A 15714-nucleotide genomic window follows, 5' to 3' on the forward strand; every position below is an offset into this window, starting at 1 on the left:
AAGAGAATAAGAAAATTTAAAAATTCCGCTCGTGAATAATCCGAAAAGAAAATGCTTTTAAATACGCTACGTTTCATATACGGAGACGTACCGATAATATAGAAGAACGCGTAAAAGAGCACCAATTAAAAATCAGGATGAAGTCCTTCACAGCCAAGTATAATTGTGATAAATTGGTTTATTTTGAAGAATATGGTGATGCAAATGAGGCTACGATAAGAGAAAAAAGGATGAAGAAATGGAAAAGAGAATGGAAAGTAAAAGTTATTGAAGACATGAATCCAAGTTGGATGGATTTGAGTATGAACTGGAAGTTAAATTAGAATAAGTTAAGAGATGTCAAATAATAAGGTTCCTGCCTTCGCAGGAAATCGTTTCGAACTTAAGTTACCTAAAATGGGAAGATATTTCCTGCGAATGCAGGAATCTATTTAAATTCAAGCTTATGCTTTGGTATGTTTATATAATGGCCAATAAACCTAAAGGTGTAATTTATATAGGTGTTACCGATAATATAGAAGAACGCGTAAAAGAGCACCAATTAAAAATCAGGACGAAGTCCTTCACAGCAAAGTATAATTGTGATAAATTGGTTTATTTTGAAGAATATGCTGATGCAAATGAGGCTACTTTAAGAGAAAAAAGGATGAAGAAATGGAAGAGAGAATGGAAAGTAAAAGTTATTGAAGACATGAATCCAAGTTGGATGGATTTGAGTATGAACTGGAAGTTAAATTATAATAAGTTAAGAGATGTCAAATAATAAGGTTCCTGCCTCCGCAGGAAATCGTTTCGAACTTAAGTTACCTAAAATGGGAGAAAGTGTTGCAGAAGCAACCATAACCTCATGGCTTAAAGATGTTGGCGATACAATTGAAGCAGATGAAGCTGTTTTGGAAATCGCTACAGATAAAGTAGATAGCGAAGTGCCGAGTGAAGTCGATGGCGTTTTAGTCGAAAAACTATTTGATGTTGATGATGTAGTACAAGTAGGGCAGACTATTGCCATAATTGAAACTGAAGGCGGAGAAACCACAGAAGTGAAAGCTCCTGAAGCAGAACCAGAACCACAACCAGAACCGGTTGCTGAACCAGAAGCGCCTAAGGCAGTTGCTGATGTTGCACAAACGGTAGTGGCAGCAAAAACAACTGTTGAACCAGTGGTGTCTACAGAAGATCGATTTTATTCTCCATTGGTTAGGAACATAGCGAAACAAGAAGGTATTTCTCAAGCAGAATTAGACGCTATTCCTGGAACAGGAAAGGACAATCGTGTCACTAAAAACGATATTAAAGCTTATTTGGAATCACGTAGTTCTGCACCAAGTCCTGCTCAAACACCTACCTCTCAACCCGAAACTGTTGCAGAACCTAAAGCAGATTCCGTTTCTGCTACAAAAGATGAGGACACTAAGACTTTGGATGCTGAGCGTAGTCAAAGTTCAATTGAAGCGCCTAAGAAAGAAATAGGCAATGAGCCAAGCCGAAGTGCAGAAAAGCCAAAATCAGATAAACCAGCAGACAAGCCAGTAGAAAAATCTAAAGAAAAACCAATTGAAGTTTCAAATGGTGATGAGATTATAGAAATGACCAGAATGGGGAAACTCATTTCAAAATATATGGTAGATTCGGTGCAAACGTCTGCCCATGTTCAGTCGTTTATTGAGGCTGATGTAACCAACATCTGGAACTGGAGAAAGAAAGTAAAAAACGACTTTATGAAGCGGGAAGGTGAAAATCTAACCTTCACTCCAATCTTTATGGAAGCCGTAACGAAGGCTTTAAAGGAATTCCCAATGATGAATATTTCCGTTCAAGGTGATAAAATCATTAAAAAGAAAGCTATAAATGTTGGAATGGCAGCTGCTTTACCAGACGGTAATTTAATTGTGCCAGTCATTAAAAATGCGGACCAGTTAAATTTATTTGGGATGGCAAAACGTGTTAACGATTTGGCCAATAGAGCACGAACTGGCAAATTAAGTCCAGATGATATACAAGGTGGAACGTACACTGTAACCAATGTTGGTACTTTTGGCAGTATTATGGGAACACCAATCATTAATCAACCACAGGTTGGTATTTTAGCATTAGGTGCGATTAGAAAAACGCCTGCAGTGATTGAAGGGCCAGAAGGCGATTATATTGGCATCCGTTATAAAATGTATTTATCCCATTCTTACGACCATAGAGTAGTTAATGGTGCCCTTGGCGGACAGTTTGTAAAAGCGGTCAAGGATTATTTGGAAGCTTGGGATTCTGATCGGGAAATTTAAACAAATCCCTTTGAAAAAAGGGATCTCATTAAGAGACTCTCTTTTCAAATTATAAATCAAAAAGCGAAAAGCACAGTTATAAGACTGTGCTTTTTTTGTTGCTATATAATTTTAGTTGCTCTCCTCAACAAAACCATCCCAACGTCGCATATAAGTGATAAACGAATCACTTAAGCCTTCATTTTTCAAATAGGATTCAGTTACAGGCGTTTCAATAGGCGTAAAATTAGGATGGTTCATAACTTTCAATGGGAAATCATGATGTAGAATTGCTGAACGACCGATGGTAACAAAGTCAACTCCTAAATCTAAGACCTTTTGAACTTGCTTAGCAGTTTCTATTTTACCAGCCACGGTAAGTTTTACATTTTTATAATCGAGCAGGAGAATATGTTCTAACAAGTTGAGTTCACTTTCAGGATATTCTTCTGGCATTTTAAAACAATCCCAAAGCGATACATCTAAAAAATCAATTTGATTGCTATCAATCAGTTGTTGCGAAATCAATTTTATTTCAGATAGTTTCATGCCAAATCTTTCCGGTGATAATCTAACACCCAATAAAAATTTAGGACCACATTGGTTTCTAATTCCATCTACAATTTCAAATAATAATCTTGAGCGATTTTCAAGAGAGCCTCCATAATCATCGGTTCGTTTATTGATCTCTGAACTTAAAAATTGCGTTAAAATATAACCATGAGCACCATGAACTTCTACGCCATCATAACCACAACGCTTAGCTCTTACGGCTGCAGCTATAAAATCATTTTTTAGCTCTTTTACTTCTTTTAGACTTAAAGCTCTGGCATTATGTTTTTCGCTGTCAGAAGGACAAACGGCTTTTTCACCAATAACATCTTTGGGAGATCGCATACCTGCATGATGCAATTGTATTACGGCTAAACTACCTTCAGCTTTAATGGCTTTGGCAAGTTTGGTATGGCCTTCAGTCAAATTATCCGAAAATATGCCTAACTGTCCTGGAAAACCTTTACCTATTTCTTGCACATGCGAAGCACAGGTCATCACTAAGCCAAATTGCCCTTTGGCACGCATTGTCAACCAACCAAATTCATCCTCGGAAAGTTGTCCATCCTCATAGCTTTGTCGGTTGGTTAATGGTGCTAGCATAAAGCGATTTTTTTGGGTTTTACCACATTTAAATATAATTGAATCTTTAGGGTCGTTTTTCATATAATAATGATGGATTTTTATGATAGCGAAGTTCGGTTATTTGTTTTTAAAGTCAAACCTTTCTGTTTTTTATGGAATCTCATTGTAACTACTTAAAAAGCACAATCTCAAGATTGTGCTTTTTTTTCATTCTGTTTGAAAACTTCAGATCTAAAACACTAGAAACCATTATTGGAACTGCGTAAAATAGCTACGTTTTATTTCAGATTTGGTTGTGGTGTCATTCTTAAATAAGGCTTAACTTCAGTATGTCCTTTTGGAAACAAACCAGGAATGTCTTCATTCGCAACAGATGGTATTATAACACAGTCATCTCCGGTATTCCAATTCGCAGGTGTCGCGACTTTATGATATGCAGTTAATTGCAAAGAATCTATGACTCTCAATAATTCGTCAAAATTCCGTCCAGTTGATGCAGGATACGTAATGGTCAATTTTACTTTTTTATCTGGATCTATAACAAATAAAGATCTCACCGTCAGTTTACTGTCAGCATTGGGATGAATCATATCATATAATTCAGCTACTTTTCTATCTTCATCTGCAATTATAGGAAAGTTTACCTCAGTGTTTTGTGTTTCATTAATATCCTTTACCCAGCCTTTATGCGATACTAAACCATCTACACTTAGTGCAACTACTTTAACGTTTCTTTTGTCAAATTCAGTTTTATATTTGGCTACGGTTCCTAACTCAGTTGTGCAAACTGGCGTATAATCTGCAGGATGGGAAAATAGAATTCCCCAACTTTCACCAAGCCATTCATGAAAATTAATTTCGCCTTCTGTGGATTGTGCTGTAAAATTAGGTGCTTCATCACCTAGTCTAATCGTGCTCATATTTTTTTAATTTAAGATTATTAATTCTTGTCTTATTACTCAAATTAAAGCAAGAATCGCCAATTTTATGGCATTAAAACTAAGTTAGTCTATTTTTTTCATAAAGCCAAGGTTCAAAAATGAGTTTAACGTGAGTATAACATTATTAACCTTTAATGTCAAAAAGTCTGTAGAGATTCAAGTGCAGACCTTTCGGGTATTTGAAGCTGTTAATCTAATTCTTCACAGGAAAACCCCATAAGTTTCACTTGATTAATAATATCGATTTGGCTTAAGTTTTTACGGGAGTCTACTCTTAAAACTTTGTCAATATCTTCTAAATCTACAGACCATTCAATTATATTTCTGTTAGCGTTAAAAAATAATTGTAACATATCTAAGTCGAGCATAGTTTCGATATTTGTTTTAAAGATATGAATATGAATGTCGTTTTGCGATGTTTTATAAAATGTGCTGCTCATTTGTTTCTTCTTTAGAGGTTTTACGATTGATATAGGCTTCATAAGCTTGATTTCCTTCTTCTTTCCAAAAGTCATCATAATGTTTCCATTTTGAGAATTCACCTTTAGTATTGTGGTCACATTTCGATGATTTGGATCTTTTTTTGTCTTTGCCTCCAAAGCCACCACAACCGCCTAAGAGAGTTTTTAATAGAATAAAAATACCAACGGACTCCCAAAACGTAAGTGTCGTGAGACCAAATATCATAGGCATTAACCAATTCCATAGCCACATAATAATAAAACCAAACAATATGGCTAATCCTGTAATAAATAGAGCACCAAAAAGTATCATTCCAATAATTTCTCCTGGTGATTTACCTCTCATTTTATGCTTAAAGTAATTTGACATGTTCTTATATTTTAATTGATTGTTTTGATTTTAGATTTTTATACAAATACGAAATAGCTTTGTGTCTCCTAGACATTAGGGTACCCATGGGAATTCCTGTCTCTTGTTCAACCTCTTTGTAGGTGTAACCTTCAAAGTCTATAGCGATTATAATAGCCCTATAATTAGGTTTAAGGTTAATGATTGCTGTTTTTAATTCTTGCTGTAAGTGTTCAGAATAAAAATTTGATTGACCATCATAAATCATGGACGCAAATTCCAACAATTTAGCTTCGTTCTGCGATTCATATTCAACTTTGGTTCTTTTGGATGCTCGCATCACATCTATAAGTTTATTTTTAATAGCGCGATATACAAAACCCGCGACGTTATTTATAGGTGAATACCGATCAGCACCAGTAAATAGTTTTAAAGCTACATCTTGAATTATATCCTCAGGGTCTTTGTTGACACTGGCTTTAAGATTTGAGCTCACATAATTTTTAAGAGAAGTATATTCCTCATTAAAAAATGTGTTTAACTTTTTACTGTTTTCTGATTGGTTCATTTAAAAGTGCTTTTTTGCAGCTCTCATTTATAAAGACGTAACTTTTTTAATCTATTGCATTTTTCTTTATTAATTAAAGACGAATTATAATTGAATATGTTTCAATAGTATTAGCTAAAGTCAGCTTTTTCAATCCTACATCGTCAATTCAGAGATTTCTAATTACCTTTGCACAAATTCAAAAACCAATGCAACTTAATCTCGCAAAACCCATCTGTTTTTTCGATCTGGAAACCACAGGTGTCAACATTTCAAAAGACAGAATCGTAGAAATTTCAATCCTTAAAGTACATCCTAATGGTAAGGAAGAGGCCAAAACTTGGGTCGTGAATCCGGAAATGCCAATTCCTGCAGAGGTCACAGCTATTCATGGAATTTCAGATGCTGATGTTGCGGATAAACCCACTTTTAAAGAGTTATCTAAAGAAATCTATAATCTCATTAAAGATTCTGATTTGGGTGGATTTAATTCTAATCGGTTCGATATTCCACTATTGGCAGAAGAAATGTTGCGTGCAGAAGTTGATTTCGATATGAAAAACACACAATCTGTAGATGTTCAAACCATTTTTCACAAAATGGAACAGCGTACTTTAGTGGCTGCCTACAAGTTTTACTGCGATAAAGACTTAAGTGATGCACACAGCGCAGAGGCAGATACCAAAGCGACTTATGAAGTGTTGAAAGCACAATTAGATCGCTACGAAGATTTGGAAAACGACACTAAGTTTTTAGCCGAATTTAGCTCACGTAAAAAATTCGCGGATTTTGCAGGATTTTTAATTTTCAATAAAGAAGGAGAGGAATGTTTCTCATTCGGTAAACACAAAGGGAAGCGAGTATTGGATGTGTTGGACAAAGAGCCTGGTTATTTTGGGTGGTTGCTTAATGCGGATTTTCCACTTTATACAAAAAAAGTATTGACAGCTATAAAGTTGCGTCAGTTTAATAATAAGCTCAGTTAGGCATGAGGAATTAGGTGTGAGGCATGAAGCTCGAAGTTTGAGGGAAGAAGCATGTAGTCAGAAGCACGAAGCACGAAGCACGAAGCACGAAGCACGAAGTAAAAAGTAAAAAGTAAAAAGTAAAAAGTAAGAAGTAAGAAGTAAAAAGTAAAAAGTAAAAAAGGAGCTTATAGACTACTTTGAAAATAGATTTTTAAATGATGACACACTTTAATAAACATTCCCATTCAAAGAACTATAATCCACAAACCACAAACCACAAACCACAAACCACAAACCACAAACCACTAGCAAAAATTAATTTAAATCGACTAGCGTCTAATCTCTAGCAGCGAAGCGGTCTAGATTCTATTATCTTTTTCAACATGAAACTAATCTGCATAGGTCGTAATTACACCGATCACATCAAGGAACTAAAAAACGAGAAACCGACAGATCCAGTGATCTTTTTAAAACCAGATACTGCGGTTTTGTTAAAGAAACAACCATTTTTTATTCCAGATTTTTCTGATGATGTGCATTACGAGGTTGAAGTTTTGGTAAAAATCAGTAAAGTAGGGAAGTATATCGATAAGAAATTTGCACCTAAATATTATGACCAAATCGGACTTGGCATAGACTTTACCGCAAGAGATCTTCAAGCGCAACTAAAAGCCAAAGGCTTACCTTGGGAAAAGGCCAAAGCCTTTGATGGCGCTGCTGTAGTTGGGAAATGGTTGCCAAAATCTAGTTTTGAGAATGTAGACCATATCAATTTCAGATTAGAAAGGAATGGAGCCATCGTTCAGAATGCAAATACAGAGTTAATGTTATGGAAAATTGATGAAATTATAGAATATGTGTCAAAATATTTCACTTTAAAAATTGGAGACATTATATTTACGGGCACACCAGCCGGAGTTGGTAAAGTTTTTGCAGATGATCAATTAAAAGGCTATCTTGAGAGCGAGGAAATGTTCTCCATAAAAATTAAATAAATGTCACAACATTATAAATTACATCGCGTGCGAGAAATGGCTGATAATGACGAAGATTTCGTCGCAGCACTGGCAGCCGCTTTTTTAGAGGAAGTACCAGAAGATGCGGAACGTTTAAGAACCGCAGTACCAGCAAAAGATTATAAAGAAGTTTATCAAGCGGCACATAAAATGAAACCAACTATAGATTTGTTCGAACTTGGAGTTTTAGACACGTTGATCGAAGTACAAGATTGGGGAAAGTTTGAGCAAACGGACAAAAATATAGACCAACAACTCATGACGGTGTTATCTGCGGTAGATAATGCGGTCAATGAAATTAAAGCCGATTTCGGTCTTTAAACGGGTTTAATAAATGCAAGCAGAAATCATTACCATTGGAGATGAAATTCTCATTGGTCAGATTGTAGATACAAATTCGGCATTTTTAGGTAAAGAATTTAATAAAGTCGGTATATCAATCTATCAGATAACATCTATTCAAGATGACAAATCGCATATTCTAAAAGCGCTTAAAGAAGCTGAGGAAAATGCAGATATCATTATCATCACTGGAGGATTAGGACCTACCAAAGATGATATTACCAAACACACTATTTGCGAATACTTTAATGATACATTAGTTGAAGACAAAGCCGTTTTGGCAAATGTTGAAGCTATTTTTTCAAAATATGACATACCACTTTTAGAGGTTAATAAACAACAAGCCCTAGTGCCGTCACAATCAAAAGTATTGATGAATTATAATGGCACTGCACCAGGCATGTGGTTAGAGAAAAATGGAAAAGTTTTTGTATCGCTTCCTGGTGTACCTTATGAAATGAAAGCTTTAATCACGGAGCAAGTCATCCCAAAGTTAAGAGTGCAATTCAAGTTTCCTTATATTATGCACAAAACTATGTTGACATATGGTCTTGGAGAGAGTTCATTGGCAGAACGTATTGAAAAATGGGAAGATAATTTACCGAACTTTATAAAATTAGCTTATTTACCAAGTTTGGGTCGTGTAAGATTACGATTGTCAGGGAAATCTTTTGATAAAAACGTACTGAATGACGAAATTCAGAATCAGGTTAATTTACTATTACCACAAATAGAAGATGTTTTCGTCGGCTTTGAAGAAGATGGATCTATAGAGGCCGTAATCGGAAAACAATTAACCATAGCGGGAAAAACATTAGCCGTAGCAGAAAGTTGTACAGGAGGTCGCATTGCGGAATCTTTTACGACGAATGCAGGAGCGTCAGCGTATTTTAAAGGAAGTGTTGTCACTTATGCCACCGAATCTAAAGTGAAACTATTAAACGTTTCGGAAGCGGATATTCAAAAACATTCTGTTGTGAGTAAAGAAGTGGCAGAAGCCATGGCAAAAAATGTGAGAATAGTATTCAATAGCGATTATGCCATAAGCACCACTGGCAATGCAGGACCATCAAAAGGAGATTCAGATGCTGAGGTCGGTACCGTTTGGATTGCAATTGCTACAAAAGATAAGGTATATTCTGAAATGTTTAATTTTGGAAATCATCGCGAAAAAGTCATTGGTAGAGCTACTAATAAAGCTTTTGTAATGCTTCAGAAAGAAATTTTGAAAAAGTAGAGTTTTATGTTTGTTGAAACGTAAAGTTTTATTAAATTTGCACCCTGTTTAAAATATCCATGTTCGGATTTTAGATTCTTAATACCACTGTTTACAAGGATTACCCTAAAAAACAATAACAAAATTAGGAATTAGCAGAAAAACAATAATAGACCTAAAGAAAGAAAACAATGTCAAGAGTTTGTGAACTTACTGGGAAAAAAGCGATGGTTGGAAACAATGTTTCTCACGCTATGAATAAAACAAGACGTACATTTGATGCTAATTTGATCAAAAAACGTTTTTACATTCCTTCAGAAGAGAAGTGGGTAACATTAAAAGTTTCTACATCTGCATTAAAGACTATCAATAAAATTGGTATCGAAGCGATGTTAAAAGAAGCTAGAGCAAAAGGATTTTACAAATAATAGCGTTTACGCTTAAGTCAATTTACAATGGCAAAAAGAGGAAATAGAATACAAGTGATCTTAGAGTGCACAGAGCACAAAACTTCTGGTCAACCAGGAACTTCAAGATATATCACAACAAAAAATAAGAAGAATACGCCAGACCGTATGGAGATTAAGAAATTTAATCCTATCCTTAAGCGTATGACAGTTCATAAAGAAATTAAATAATTAGGAGACATGGCAAAGAAATCAGTAGCGTCTTTACAGACAGGATCAAAGCGTTTGACAAAAGCGATAAAAATGGTAAAATCACCTAAAACTGGAGCTTACATGTTTGTAGAATCAGTAATGGCACCAGAATTTGTCAATGACTTTTTAAACAAGAAATAAGCTGCAATTAATTTACGGCTATTACGGAACTGCTTTCATTTGAAAGCAGTTTTTTTTTGTTATATGTTGTTTTAAAATTTGCCGTGCAACACCTTAAAGCAATCAGGAGAACCTGCCATTGCAGTCAGGCAGACAAAACCCGCTTTTATAGCAAGATCTTATACATATAAACTCAAAATATTAAATTATATTTGACTGGTTGTATGACAACATAGCAGTAATTTATTAAAGGCAAGGTTGTTGTAATTGATTTTGGGCGTTACCCTCAATACCTACAAGGTTTTAGAAACCTTGCAGGAAACGGGTCAGGCTTTCGCAACTCGCTTCCGCTGAAAAGGCGGAGAGCTCAAACAAATTGCTCAATCCTTAACGCAACAACGAACAACTTAACAACAAACGACCAAACATTATAATGAGTTTTTTCAAAAAAATATTCTCTTCCGAAAAGAAAGAAACACTAGATAAAGGTTTAGAGAAATCTAAAACTTCGTTCTTCAGTAAACTAAACAAAGCCGTTGCAGGAAAATCTAAAGTCGATGATGATGTTTTAGATAATCTTGAAGAAATCTTGGTCACAAGCGATGTTGGTGTCAATACAACCTTGAAAGTTATTGAACGTATTGAGGAACGTGTCTCAAAAGATAAATACTTAGGGACTTCTGAGCTTAATCAAATACTAAGAGAAGAAATAGCAGCTTTGTTGTCAGAAACCAAATCTGGCGAAGAAACCGAATATACAATTCCAGAATTACCAAGACAAGCCGATGGTTCTAAAACACCTTACGTATTAATGGTCGTAGGTGTCAACGGTGTAGGTAAAACCACAACGATTGGTAAATTGGCTTATCAGTTTAAAAAGAAAGGGATGAAGGTCGTTCTTGGTGCGGCTGATACCTTTAGAGCCGCAGCCATAGACCAATTACAGGTTTGGGCAGATCGCGTAGAAGTGCCAATGATAAAACAAAAGATGGGATCAGATCCTGCTTCCGTGGCTTTTGACGCTGTCAAATCTGGAGTTAACCAAGATGCAGATGTCATAATTATTGATACAGCTGGTCGTTTGCACAATAAGGTGAACTTAATGAACGAGTTGACTAAAGTAAAGCGTGTGATGCAAAAAGTGGTTGGCGATGCACCTCATGACGTGTTATTGGTATTGGATGGTTCAACCGGACAAAATGCCTTTGAACAAGCCAAGCAATTTACAGCAGCCACCGAAGTAACATCATTAGCAGTTACCAAATTAGACGGAACAGCAAAAGGAGGCGTTGTGATTGGAATTAGTGATCAGTTTCAAATTCCTGTAAAATATATTGGCGTAGGTGAAGGTATTGAAGACTTACAAGTCTTTAATAAATATGAGTTTGTGGATTCTTTTTTTAAGTAAAATTCCTGCAAAGGCAGGAATCTCAGGCTTATGAGTTCAAACTTCAACCTTACAGATGTCAAAATTTTAAAACCGATTACAATTATAACGTTATTGTATTTGGTTTTGATGTTTATTAAATATCTTAGAAATCTATCAGGTTATTTTTATAAATCAAAGAGCCCATTAATTCCAGAGTATTTAGATGATTATATGGCTTTCCCAGCATACTTTATTTTACCCTTTTTTTCAATAGTAATTATTCTTTGTATTCGATTCTTAAATTCAAGAATCTTTGATTTTAGAATTGTTTATACCTTGTTTGGACTTGTGCTTTTATTCTTTTTATTTCAATGGAAAATTTATCAATATCTCATGTCATTTAATCCATACGGCTCTTAAACTATTTAAATACGTATTTCGTATTTTTATAAAAAATACAAACCATGCGCTATTCAATTTTCTTATCGGCTCTTTTGCTGATTTTTTCATGCCAAGAATCAAAAACTGCAGAGACACGAACTCCTATTGATGCTTCTAAAACGAAAATAGATAATACCGCAGTAGGTGAAAAGACAGATTTAAGTGCTATTTCAACCAAAGATTTCAGGGACTTTAAAGTTTTGGATTCTCAAAACTTAACTAATGAAGCAATCTGGAATACTATAAATCCCCAACTAGAAAACTTTACAGAAGCGGACTACAAGCGCTTGAAACCTTATATTTTAGAAAAGGATATTACTGAGCTTCAAGTCAATAGAACTAGAAATAAATTTACCTATGAAGAACTAACGAAGTTCTATTTGTACCGCATTAGGAAATTTGACAGAGAAAATCCGTCGTCATTAAATTCGGTAATTGCTATTCATCCTGAAATAATAGATGAAGCGAAGCATAGAGACCAAGAATTTTTGAATAAACGAATGAAACATCCAATCCATGGCATGCCGATTCTTTTGAAAGATAACGTAAATGCCTCAGGTATGGCAACAACAGCCGGCGCAATAGCTTTACAAGATAATTTTGCGGAAGATGCTACTATCGTCAAACAACTAAAATCAAAAGGCGCATTAATTCTTGGCAAAGCGAATCTAAGCGAATGGGCTTATTTCTTTTGCGGTGATTGTCCTAGCGGTTACTCTGCTGTTGGTGGTCAAACTTTGAATCCTTATGGAAGGCGCATATTTGACACAGGTGGTTCAAGTTCGGGAAGTGGTGTTTCTGTAGCGGCAAATTTTTGTGCTGCCGCTATCGGAAGTGAAACAGCAGGATCTATTTTATCACCTGCAAGTCAGAATTCGGTTGTTGGATTAAAACCCACTGTTGGTTTAGTGAGTCGCAGCGGCATAGTACCTATTTCATCAACTTTGGATACAGCAGGACCAATTACGAGAACTGTAAGAGATAATGCCATTGTACTCGATGCCATTTATGGTTATGATAAAACCGATTCAAAATCTGCTGATTTTAAAATATCACCAAGCTATTATAAAAAACCTTCGATGAGGGCTTTAGGAGGAAAACGTTTCGGCGCGCCCAAACGATTATTGGAAGATTCATTATATGCCAATGCGCTTAAAGTCTTAAAACATCAAGGTGCTGAAATAGTTGAAATAGAGGAAGAAAAATTAGAGCTTCCAAATTTCATTCGTTTGTTAAATCTTGATATGAAAAAGGATTTACCAGTATATATGGAAGGTTATACCAATACAAATATTAAGCTAAGAACAGTTTCTGATGTTATGGAATTCAACCTTAAAGACTCTCTAAAAACAATGCCTTATGGCCAAAATTTATTTAAGGGTATTGCAGAGGATGAGGGAGATGCTACTTATTTAGAACGCATTAAAGACACTTTGAAAACTAACGGTATTCAGTATTTCGATAAGCCAATGGTTGCAAAAGATCTAGATGGATTCTTGTCAATAAATAATAATCATGCAGGTTTTGCTGCTGTTGCGGAATATCCTGCGCTAACGGTTCCTATGGGATATACGAATGAGGGCGAACCTAAGGGGTTAACGTTTATAGCGAGACCATTTCAAGAAAAACAGTTGTTAAAATGGGCTTATTGTTACGAACAAGCATCTAAAGCTAGAATTGCACCAAAAGGTTATAATTAATCACTAAATACTTATATTCTCCATTTTTAGTCAAAAACTAAAAAAACATCAAAAAACTAGATGATTGCACTAAATAAAACCATTGCATATACCAAAAGCTGGAAACATACCATTTGGATTGCTGTTTTGTTAAGTTTAATCGTGCCGTTACTACTTATTTTGCTGGAACCTTTTGATAGCAGCAATGATTTTTCAAATAAAAACTTATTATTATCTGGCTATGCGTTCTGTATTTTAGTTCCAATTATAATTTTACATCCTGTTGAAAACACTTTTTATCAACGCCAAAAGAATCGTTGGTTTGTGTTTAGTGAGTGCATCTATATACTATTGACACTTTTGGTAATTTTAATTGGTACATTCTTTTACCACTTTTATTTTATTAGCGGGTTGGCTAATTTTAATATTAACATGATTTGTGGATTCGTAAAATCATTTGGCTTGCCCTTTACGCCAATTATAGTTCCACTATGGGTTTATCTGCGTTCAAAATACGGTATCATTGAAGTACCTGGTCTCCATGATGTAGCACTTAAAGATGATAAAAAGATTATTATAAAAGGCGAAAACAAAACTGAGACCCTTGCGCTTTTGGAGTCAGATTTTATTTATGCGCATTCTCAACAGAATTATGTTGACATATATTATAATACGGACGATGGTGTAGAGGAACTAATGTTTCGTTTTACGCTTTCAAACATCATGAAACAATTGCCGAATGCATGGCAGGTGCACCGATCGTATTTGGTAAATCTAGATTATCTTACAACTGTAGAAGGAAATTCCAGAAAACGTTTTATGAAAATTTCTAAAATTGAAGAACCTATACCAATTTCACAAAAATATTATTTAGCGTTGAAAACAAGGCTTGCAAATTCGTCCCAAACGCTTCAAAACTAGCCCAGAAATTGTAACTTTATCACAAAACTTTCAAGTACGACACATTCTTTTTTTGTAATGAGTTTTATGTATTCTCTTTGTGGAGAACATAAAAATTTAATAACATGAAAACTGTCAACCTAATTATCATTGCAACTTATTTCTTGGTCTGTGTGAGTTATTCTTCGAGTAAATATGTCAACTATTTAAAAAACAATACAGAGGTCGTTGATATGAAAGATTCGCTTCAATTTAAAACATTGAACGATGATTTTTATAACAATAAATTATTTCTAGTGGGTGAAATCCATGAAGTGGAATCTTCACCAAGAATTGATTTTGCCATGTTTACGCAATTAAATGAAAACATAAATATTGATGTTTATTTGTTGGAAATGGATTTAGCCAAAGGTTACTATCTGCAAAAATTTTTAGAAGGATCAGACGACATTGAATTGAAAGAAATATTAGAAAGATGGCCCGTTTTTATTGGACGAATATCCGAAAAGCACAGAGCAAAATGGATGAAAATGAGAGCCTATTATTCCCAACTTACTCTAGCTTCAAAATTTAAAGTCATTGGTATAGACAAAATTGCTGATTTCGGATTAGTAAGAAGGCTACTCATAGAAAAGCTGCCAAAACATGTCATCGAATCAATTCCAACGGATACAGAGGCATTGATTTCTTGGTCCAATGAGAAACTCAGTAAATTTTTAGAATCGGGTCAATCACAGTTAAGACAAGATGATTTAACTTTACTCAGAAATATTCAATATAATCTTTCAAACTACAATCAAATAAAGTCGAGAGATCAATTTATGTATAAAAATTTTAAGAGGCTCTATTTTCAAAATAAGTGGGAACATAAGAATATTTATGGTGCTTTTGGGTTCGCGCATACACTTCAAGCTTATAATTACACCATGGCGGGAAGAATAAAGAAGGATTCTATTTTGCCTTATACTAATAATATGGTGAGTATGAATACCATGTATGTCGACTCACATCTAACCGTTCAAAGTATGATATTGCCTAAGTTTATGCAAGACAAGGGTAATACCTACACGAGGTTTAAATATTCTCAGGATAATCGCTTGCTTATGTACATAAAAGGGATTGCAGACTATAAAAAAGTTACAAAGCCTAATAGCATCAGTTTAATACGGTTGGATGAAAAGAATTCACCTTATTTAAATTCAACTCGAGGAACATAATTAAAGCGGCTGATACCAATTTGGGAAGGTTTTGATATTATAGGTGGGACATCAACAACCGATTATGCACAGTATTTATTCTTGGTAAGAAACACCG

General features: G+C 34.9%; 19 protein-coding genes. 14 read left to right on the forward strand and 5 right to left on the reverse strand.

Annotated features, from left to right (window positions below; genetic code table 11):
• Positions 1 to 98 precede the first annotated feature (98 nt).
• The 3 genes from HM987_RS04905 to HM987_RS04915 all read left to right on the forward strand — a co-directional run bounded on the left by HM987_RS04905 (position 99) and on the right by HM987_RS04915 (position 2276).
• Positions 99 to 323, forward strand: coding sequence for a GIY-YIG nuclease family protein (locus tag HM987_RS04905; RefSeq protein WP_256867368.1), 225 nt, complete (start codon positions 99 to 101; stop codon positions 321 to 323).
• Between the two features lie 122 nt (positions 324 to 445).
• Positions 446 to 763, forward strand: coding sequence for a GIY-YIG nuclease family protein (locus tag HM987_RS04910; RefSeq protein WP_229724602.1), 318 nt, complete (start codon positions 446 to 448; stop codon positions 761 to 763).
• Positions 753 to 2276: a dihydrolipoamide acetyltransferase family protein gene (locus tag HM987_RS04915; protein WP_179005761.1), complete on the forward strand. Its 1524-nt coding sequence runs from the start codon at positions 753 to 755 to the stop codon at positions 2274 to 2276. The genes HM987_RS04910 and HM987_RS04915 overlap by 11 nt, the downstream gene beginning before the upstream one ends.
• A 111-nt stretch (positions 2277 to 2387) precedes the next feature.
• Here the strand turns inward: HM987_RS04915 and HM987_RS04920 are convergent, their stop codons facing one another.
• The 5 genes from HM987_RS04920 to HM987_RS04940 form a co-directional block, all read right to left on the reverse strand.
• Positions 2388 to 3473, reverse strand: coding sequence for an NADH:flavin oxidoreductase (locus HM987_RS04920; RefSeq protein ID WP_179005763.1), 1086 nt, complete (start codon positions 3471 to 3473; stop codon positions 2388 to 2390).
• Between the two features lie 197 nt (positions 3474 to 3670).
• A complete protein-coding gene (locus HM987_RS04925) occupies positions 3671 to 4312 on the reverse strand; it encodes a peroxiredoxin (RefSeq protein ID WP_179005765.1) in 642 nt (213 codons plus the stop codon).
• Positions 4313 to 4521: 209 nt separating this feature from the next.
• Entirely contained in the window at positions 4522 to 4773 is a 252-nt protein-coding gene (locus HM987_RS04930; protein ID WP_179005767.1) for a hypothetical protein, read from the reverse strand.
• Entirely contained in the window at positions 4754 to 5164 is a 411-nt protein-coding gene (locus HM987_RS04935) for a hypothetical protein (protein WP_179005769.1), read from the reverse strand. Before HM987_RS04935 ends, HM987_RS04930 begins: the two co-directional genes overlap by 20 nt.
• A gap of 4 nt (positions 5165 to 5168) precedes the next feature.
• A complete protein-coding gene (locus HM987_RS04940; RefSeq protein ID WP_179005771.1) occupies positions 5169 to 5711 on the reverse strand; it encodes an RNA polymerase sigma factor in 543 nt (180 codons plus the stop codon).
• A 188-nt stretch (positions 5712 to 5899) separates the two neighbouring features.
• On the opposite strand from HM987_RS04940, the gene HM987_RS04945 reads away from it, so the two are divergent.
• From HM987_RS04945 to HM987_RS04995, 11 genes are all read left to right on the forward strand, one after another.
• A complete protein-coding gene (locus HM987_RS04945) occupies positions 5900 to 6676 on the forward strand; it encodes a 3'-5' exonuclease (protein WP_179005774.1) in 777 nt (258 codons plus the stop codon).
• A gap of 365 nt (positions 6677 to 7041) precedes the next feature.
• Positions 7042 to 7653, forward strand: a complete 612-nt coding sequence (locus tag HM987_RS04950) for a fumarylacetoacetate hydrolase family protein (protein ID WP_179005776.1) — start codon at positions 7042 to 7044, stop codon at positions 7651 to 7653.
• Positions 7654 to 7995: an Hpt domain-containing protein gene (locus tag HM987_RS04955; protein ID WP_178987835.1), complete on the forward strand. Its 342-nt coding sequence runs from the start codon at positions 7654 to 7656 to the stop codon at positions 7993 to 7995.
• A gap of 13 nt (positions 7996 to 8008) precedes the next feature.
• Positions 8009 to 9253, forward strand: a complete 1245-nt coding sequence (locus HM987_RS04960; protein ID WP_179005778.1) for a competence/damage-inducible protein A — start codon at positions 8009 to 8011, stop codon at positions 9251 to 9253.
• A gap of 170 nt (positions 9254 to 9423) precedes the next feature.
• Positions 9424 to 9660, forward strand: a complete 237-nt coding sequence (rpmB, locus tag HM987_RS04965) for a 50S ribosomal protein L28 (RefSeq protein ID WP_179005780.1) — start codon at positions 9424 to 9426, stop codon at positions 9658 to 9660.
• 27 nt (positions 9661 to 9687) lie between these two features.
• Positions 9688 to 9870 (forward strand): 50S ribosomal protein L33, encoded by a 183-nt coding sequence (gene rpmG / locus HM987_RS04970; protein WP_020896723.1) that lies wholly within the window; start codon positions 9688 to 9690, stop codon positions 9868 to 9870.
• Between the two features lie 9 nt (positions 9871 to 9879).
• Positions 9880 to 10032, forward strand: a complete 153-nt coding sequence (locus HM987_RS04975; RefSeq protein WP_008271041.1) for a DUF4295 domain-containing protein — start codon at positions 9880 to 9882, stop codon at positions 10030 to 10032.
• 412 nt (positions 10033 to 10444) lie between these two features.
• Positions 10445 to 11419 (forward strand): signal recognition particle-docking protein FtsY, encoded by a 975-nt coding sequence (gene ftsY, locus HM987_RS04980; RefSeq protein ID WP_179005782.1) that lies wholly within the window; start codon positions 10445 to 10447, stop codon positions 11417 to 11419.
• A gap of 425 nt (positions 11420 to 11844) precedes the next feature.
• The gene (locus HM987_RS04985) at positions 11845 to 13521 is read left to right on the forward strand and encodes an amidase family protein (protein ID WP_179005784.1); all 1677 of its coding nucleotides are present in this window, start codon (positions 11845 to 11847) and stop codon (positions 13519 to 13521) included.
• 60 nt (positions 13522 to 13581) lie between these two features.
• Positions 13582 to 14421, forward strand: a complete 840-nt coding sequence (locus HM987_RS04990; protein WP_179005786.1) for a LytR/AlgR family response regulator transcription factor — start codon at positions 13582 to 13584, stop codon at positions 14419 to 14421.
• Between the two features lie 104 nt (positions 14422 to 14525).
• A complete protein-coding gene (locus tag HM987_RS04995; protein WP_179005788.1) occupies positions 14526 to 15617 on the forward strand; it encodes a hypothetical protein in 1092 nt (363 codons plus the stop codon).
• Positions 15618 to 15714: the final 97 nt, after the last annotated feature.

This window comes from Winogradskyella forsetii (assembly GCF_013394595.1).
GTDB lineage: Bacteria > Bacteroidota > Bacteroidia > Flavobacteriales > Flavobacteriaceae > Winogradskyella > Winogradskyella forsetii.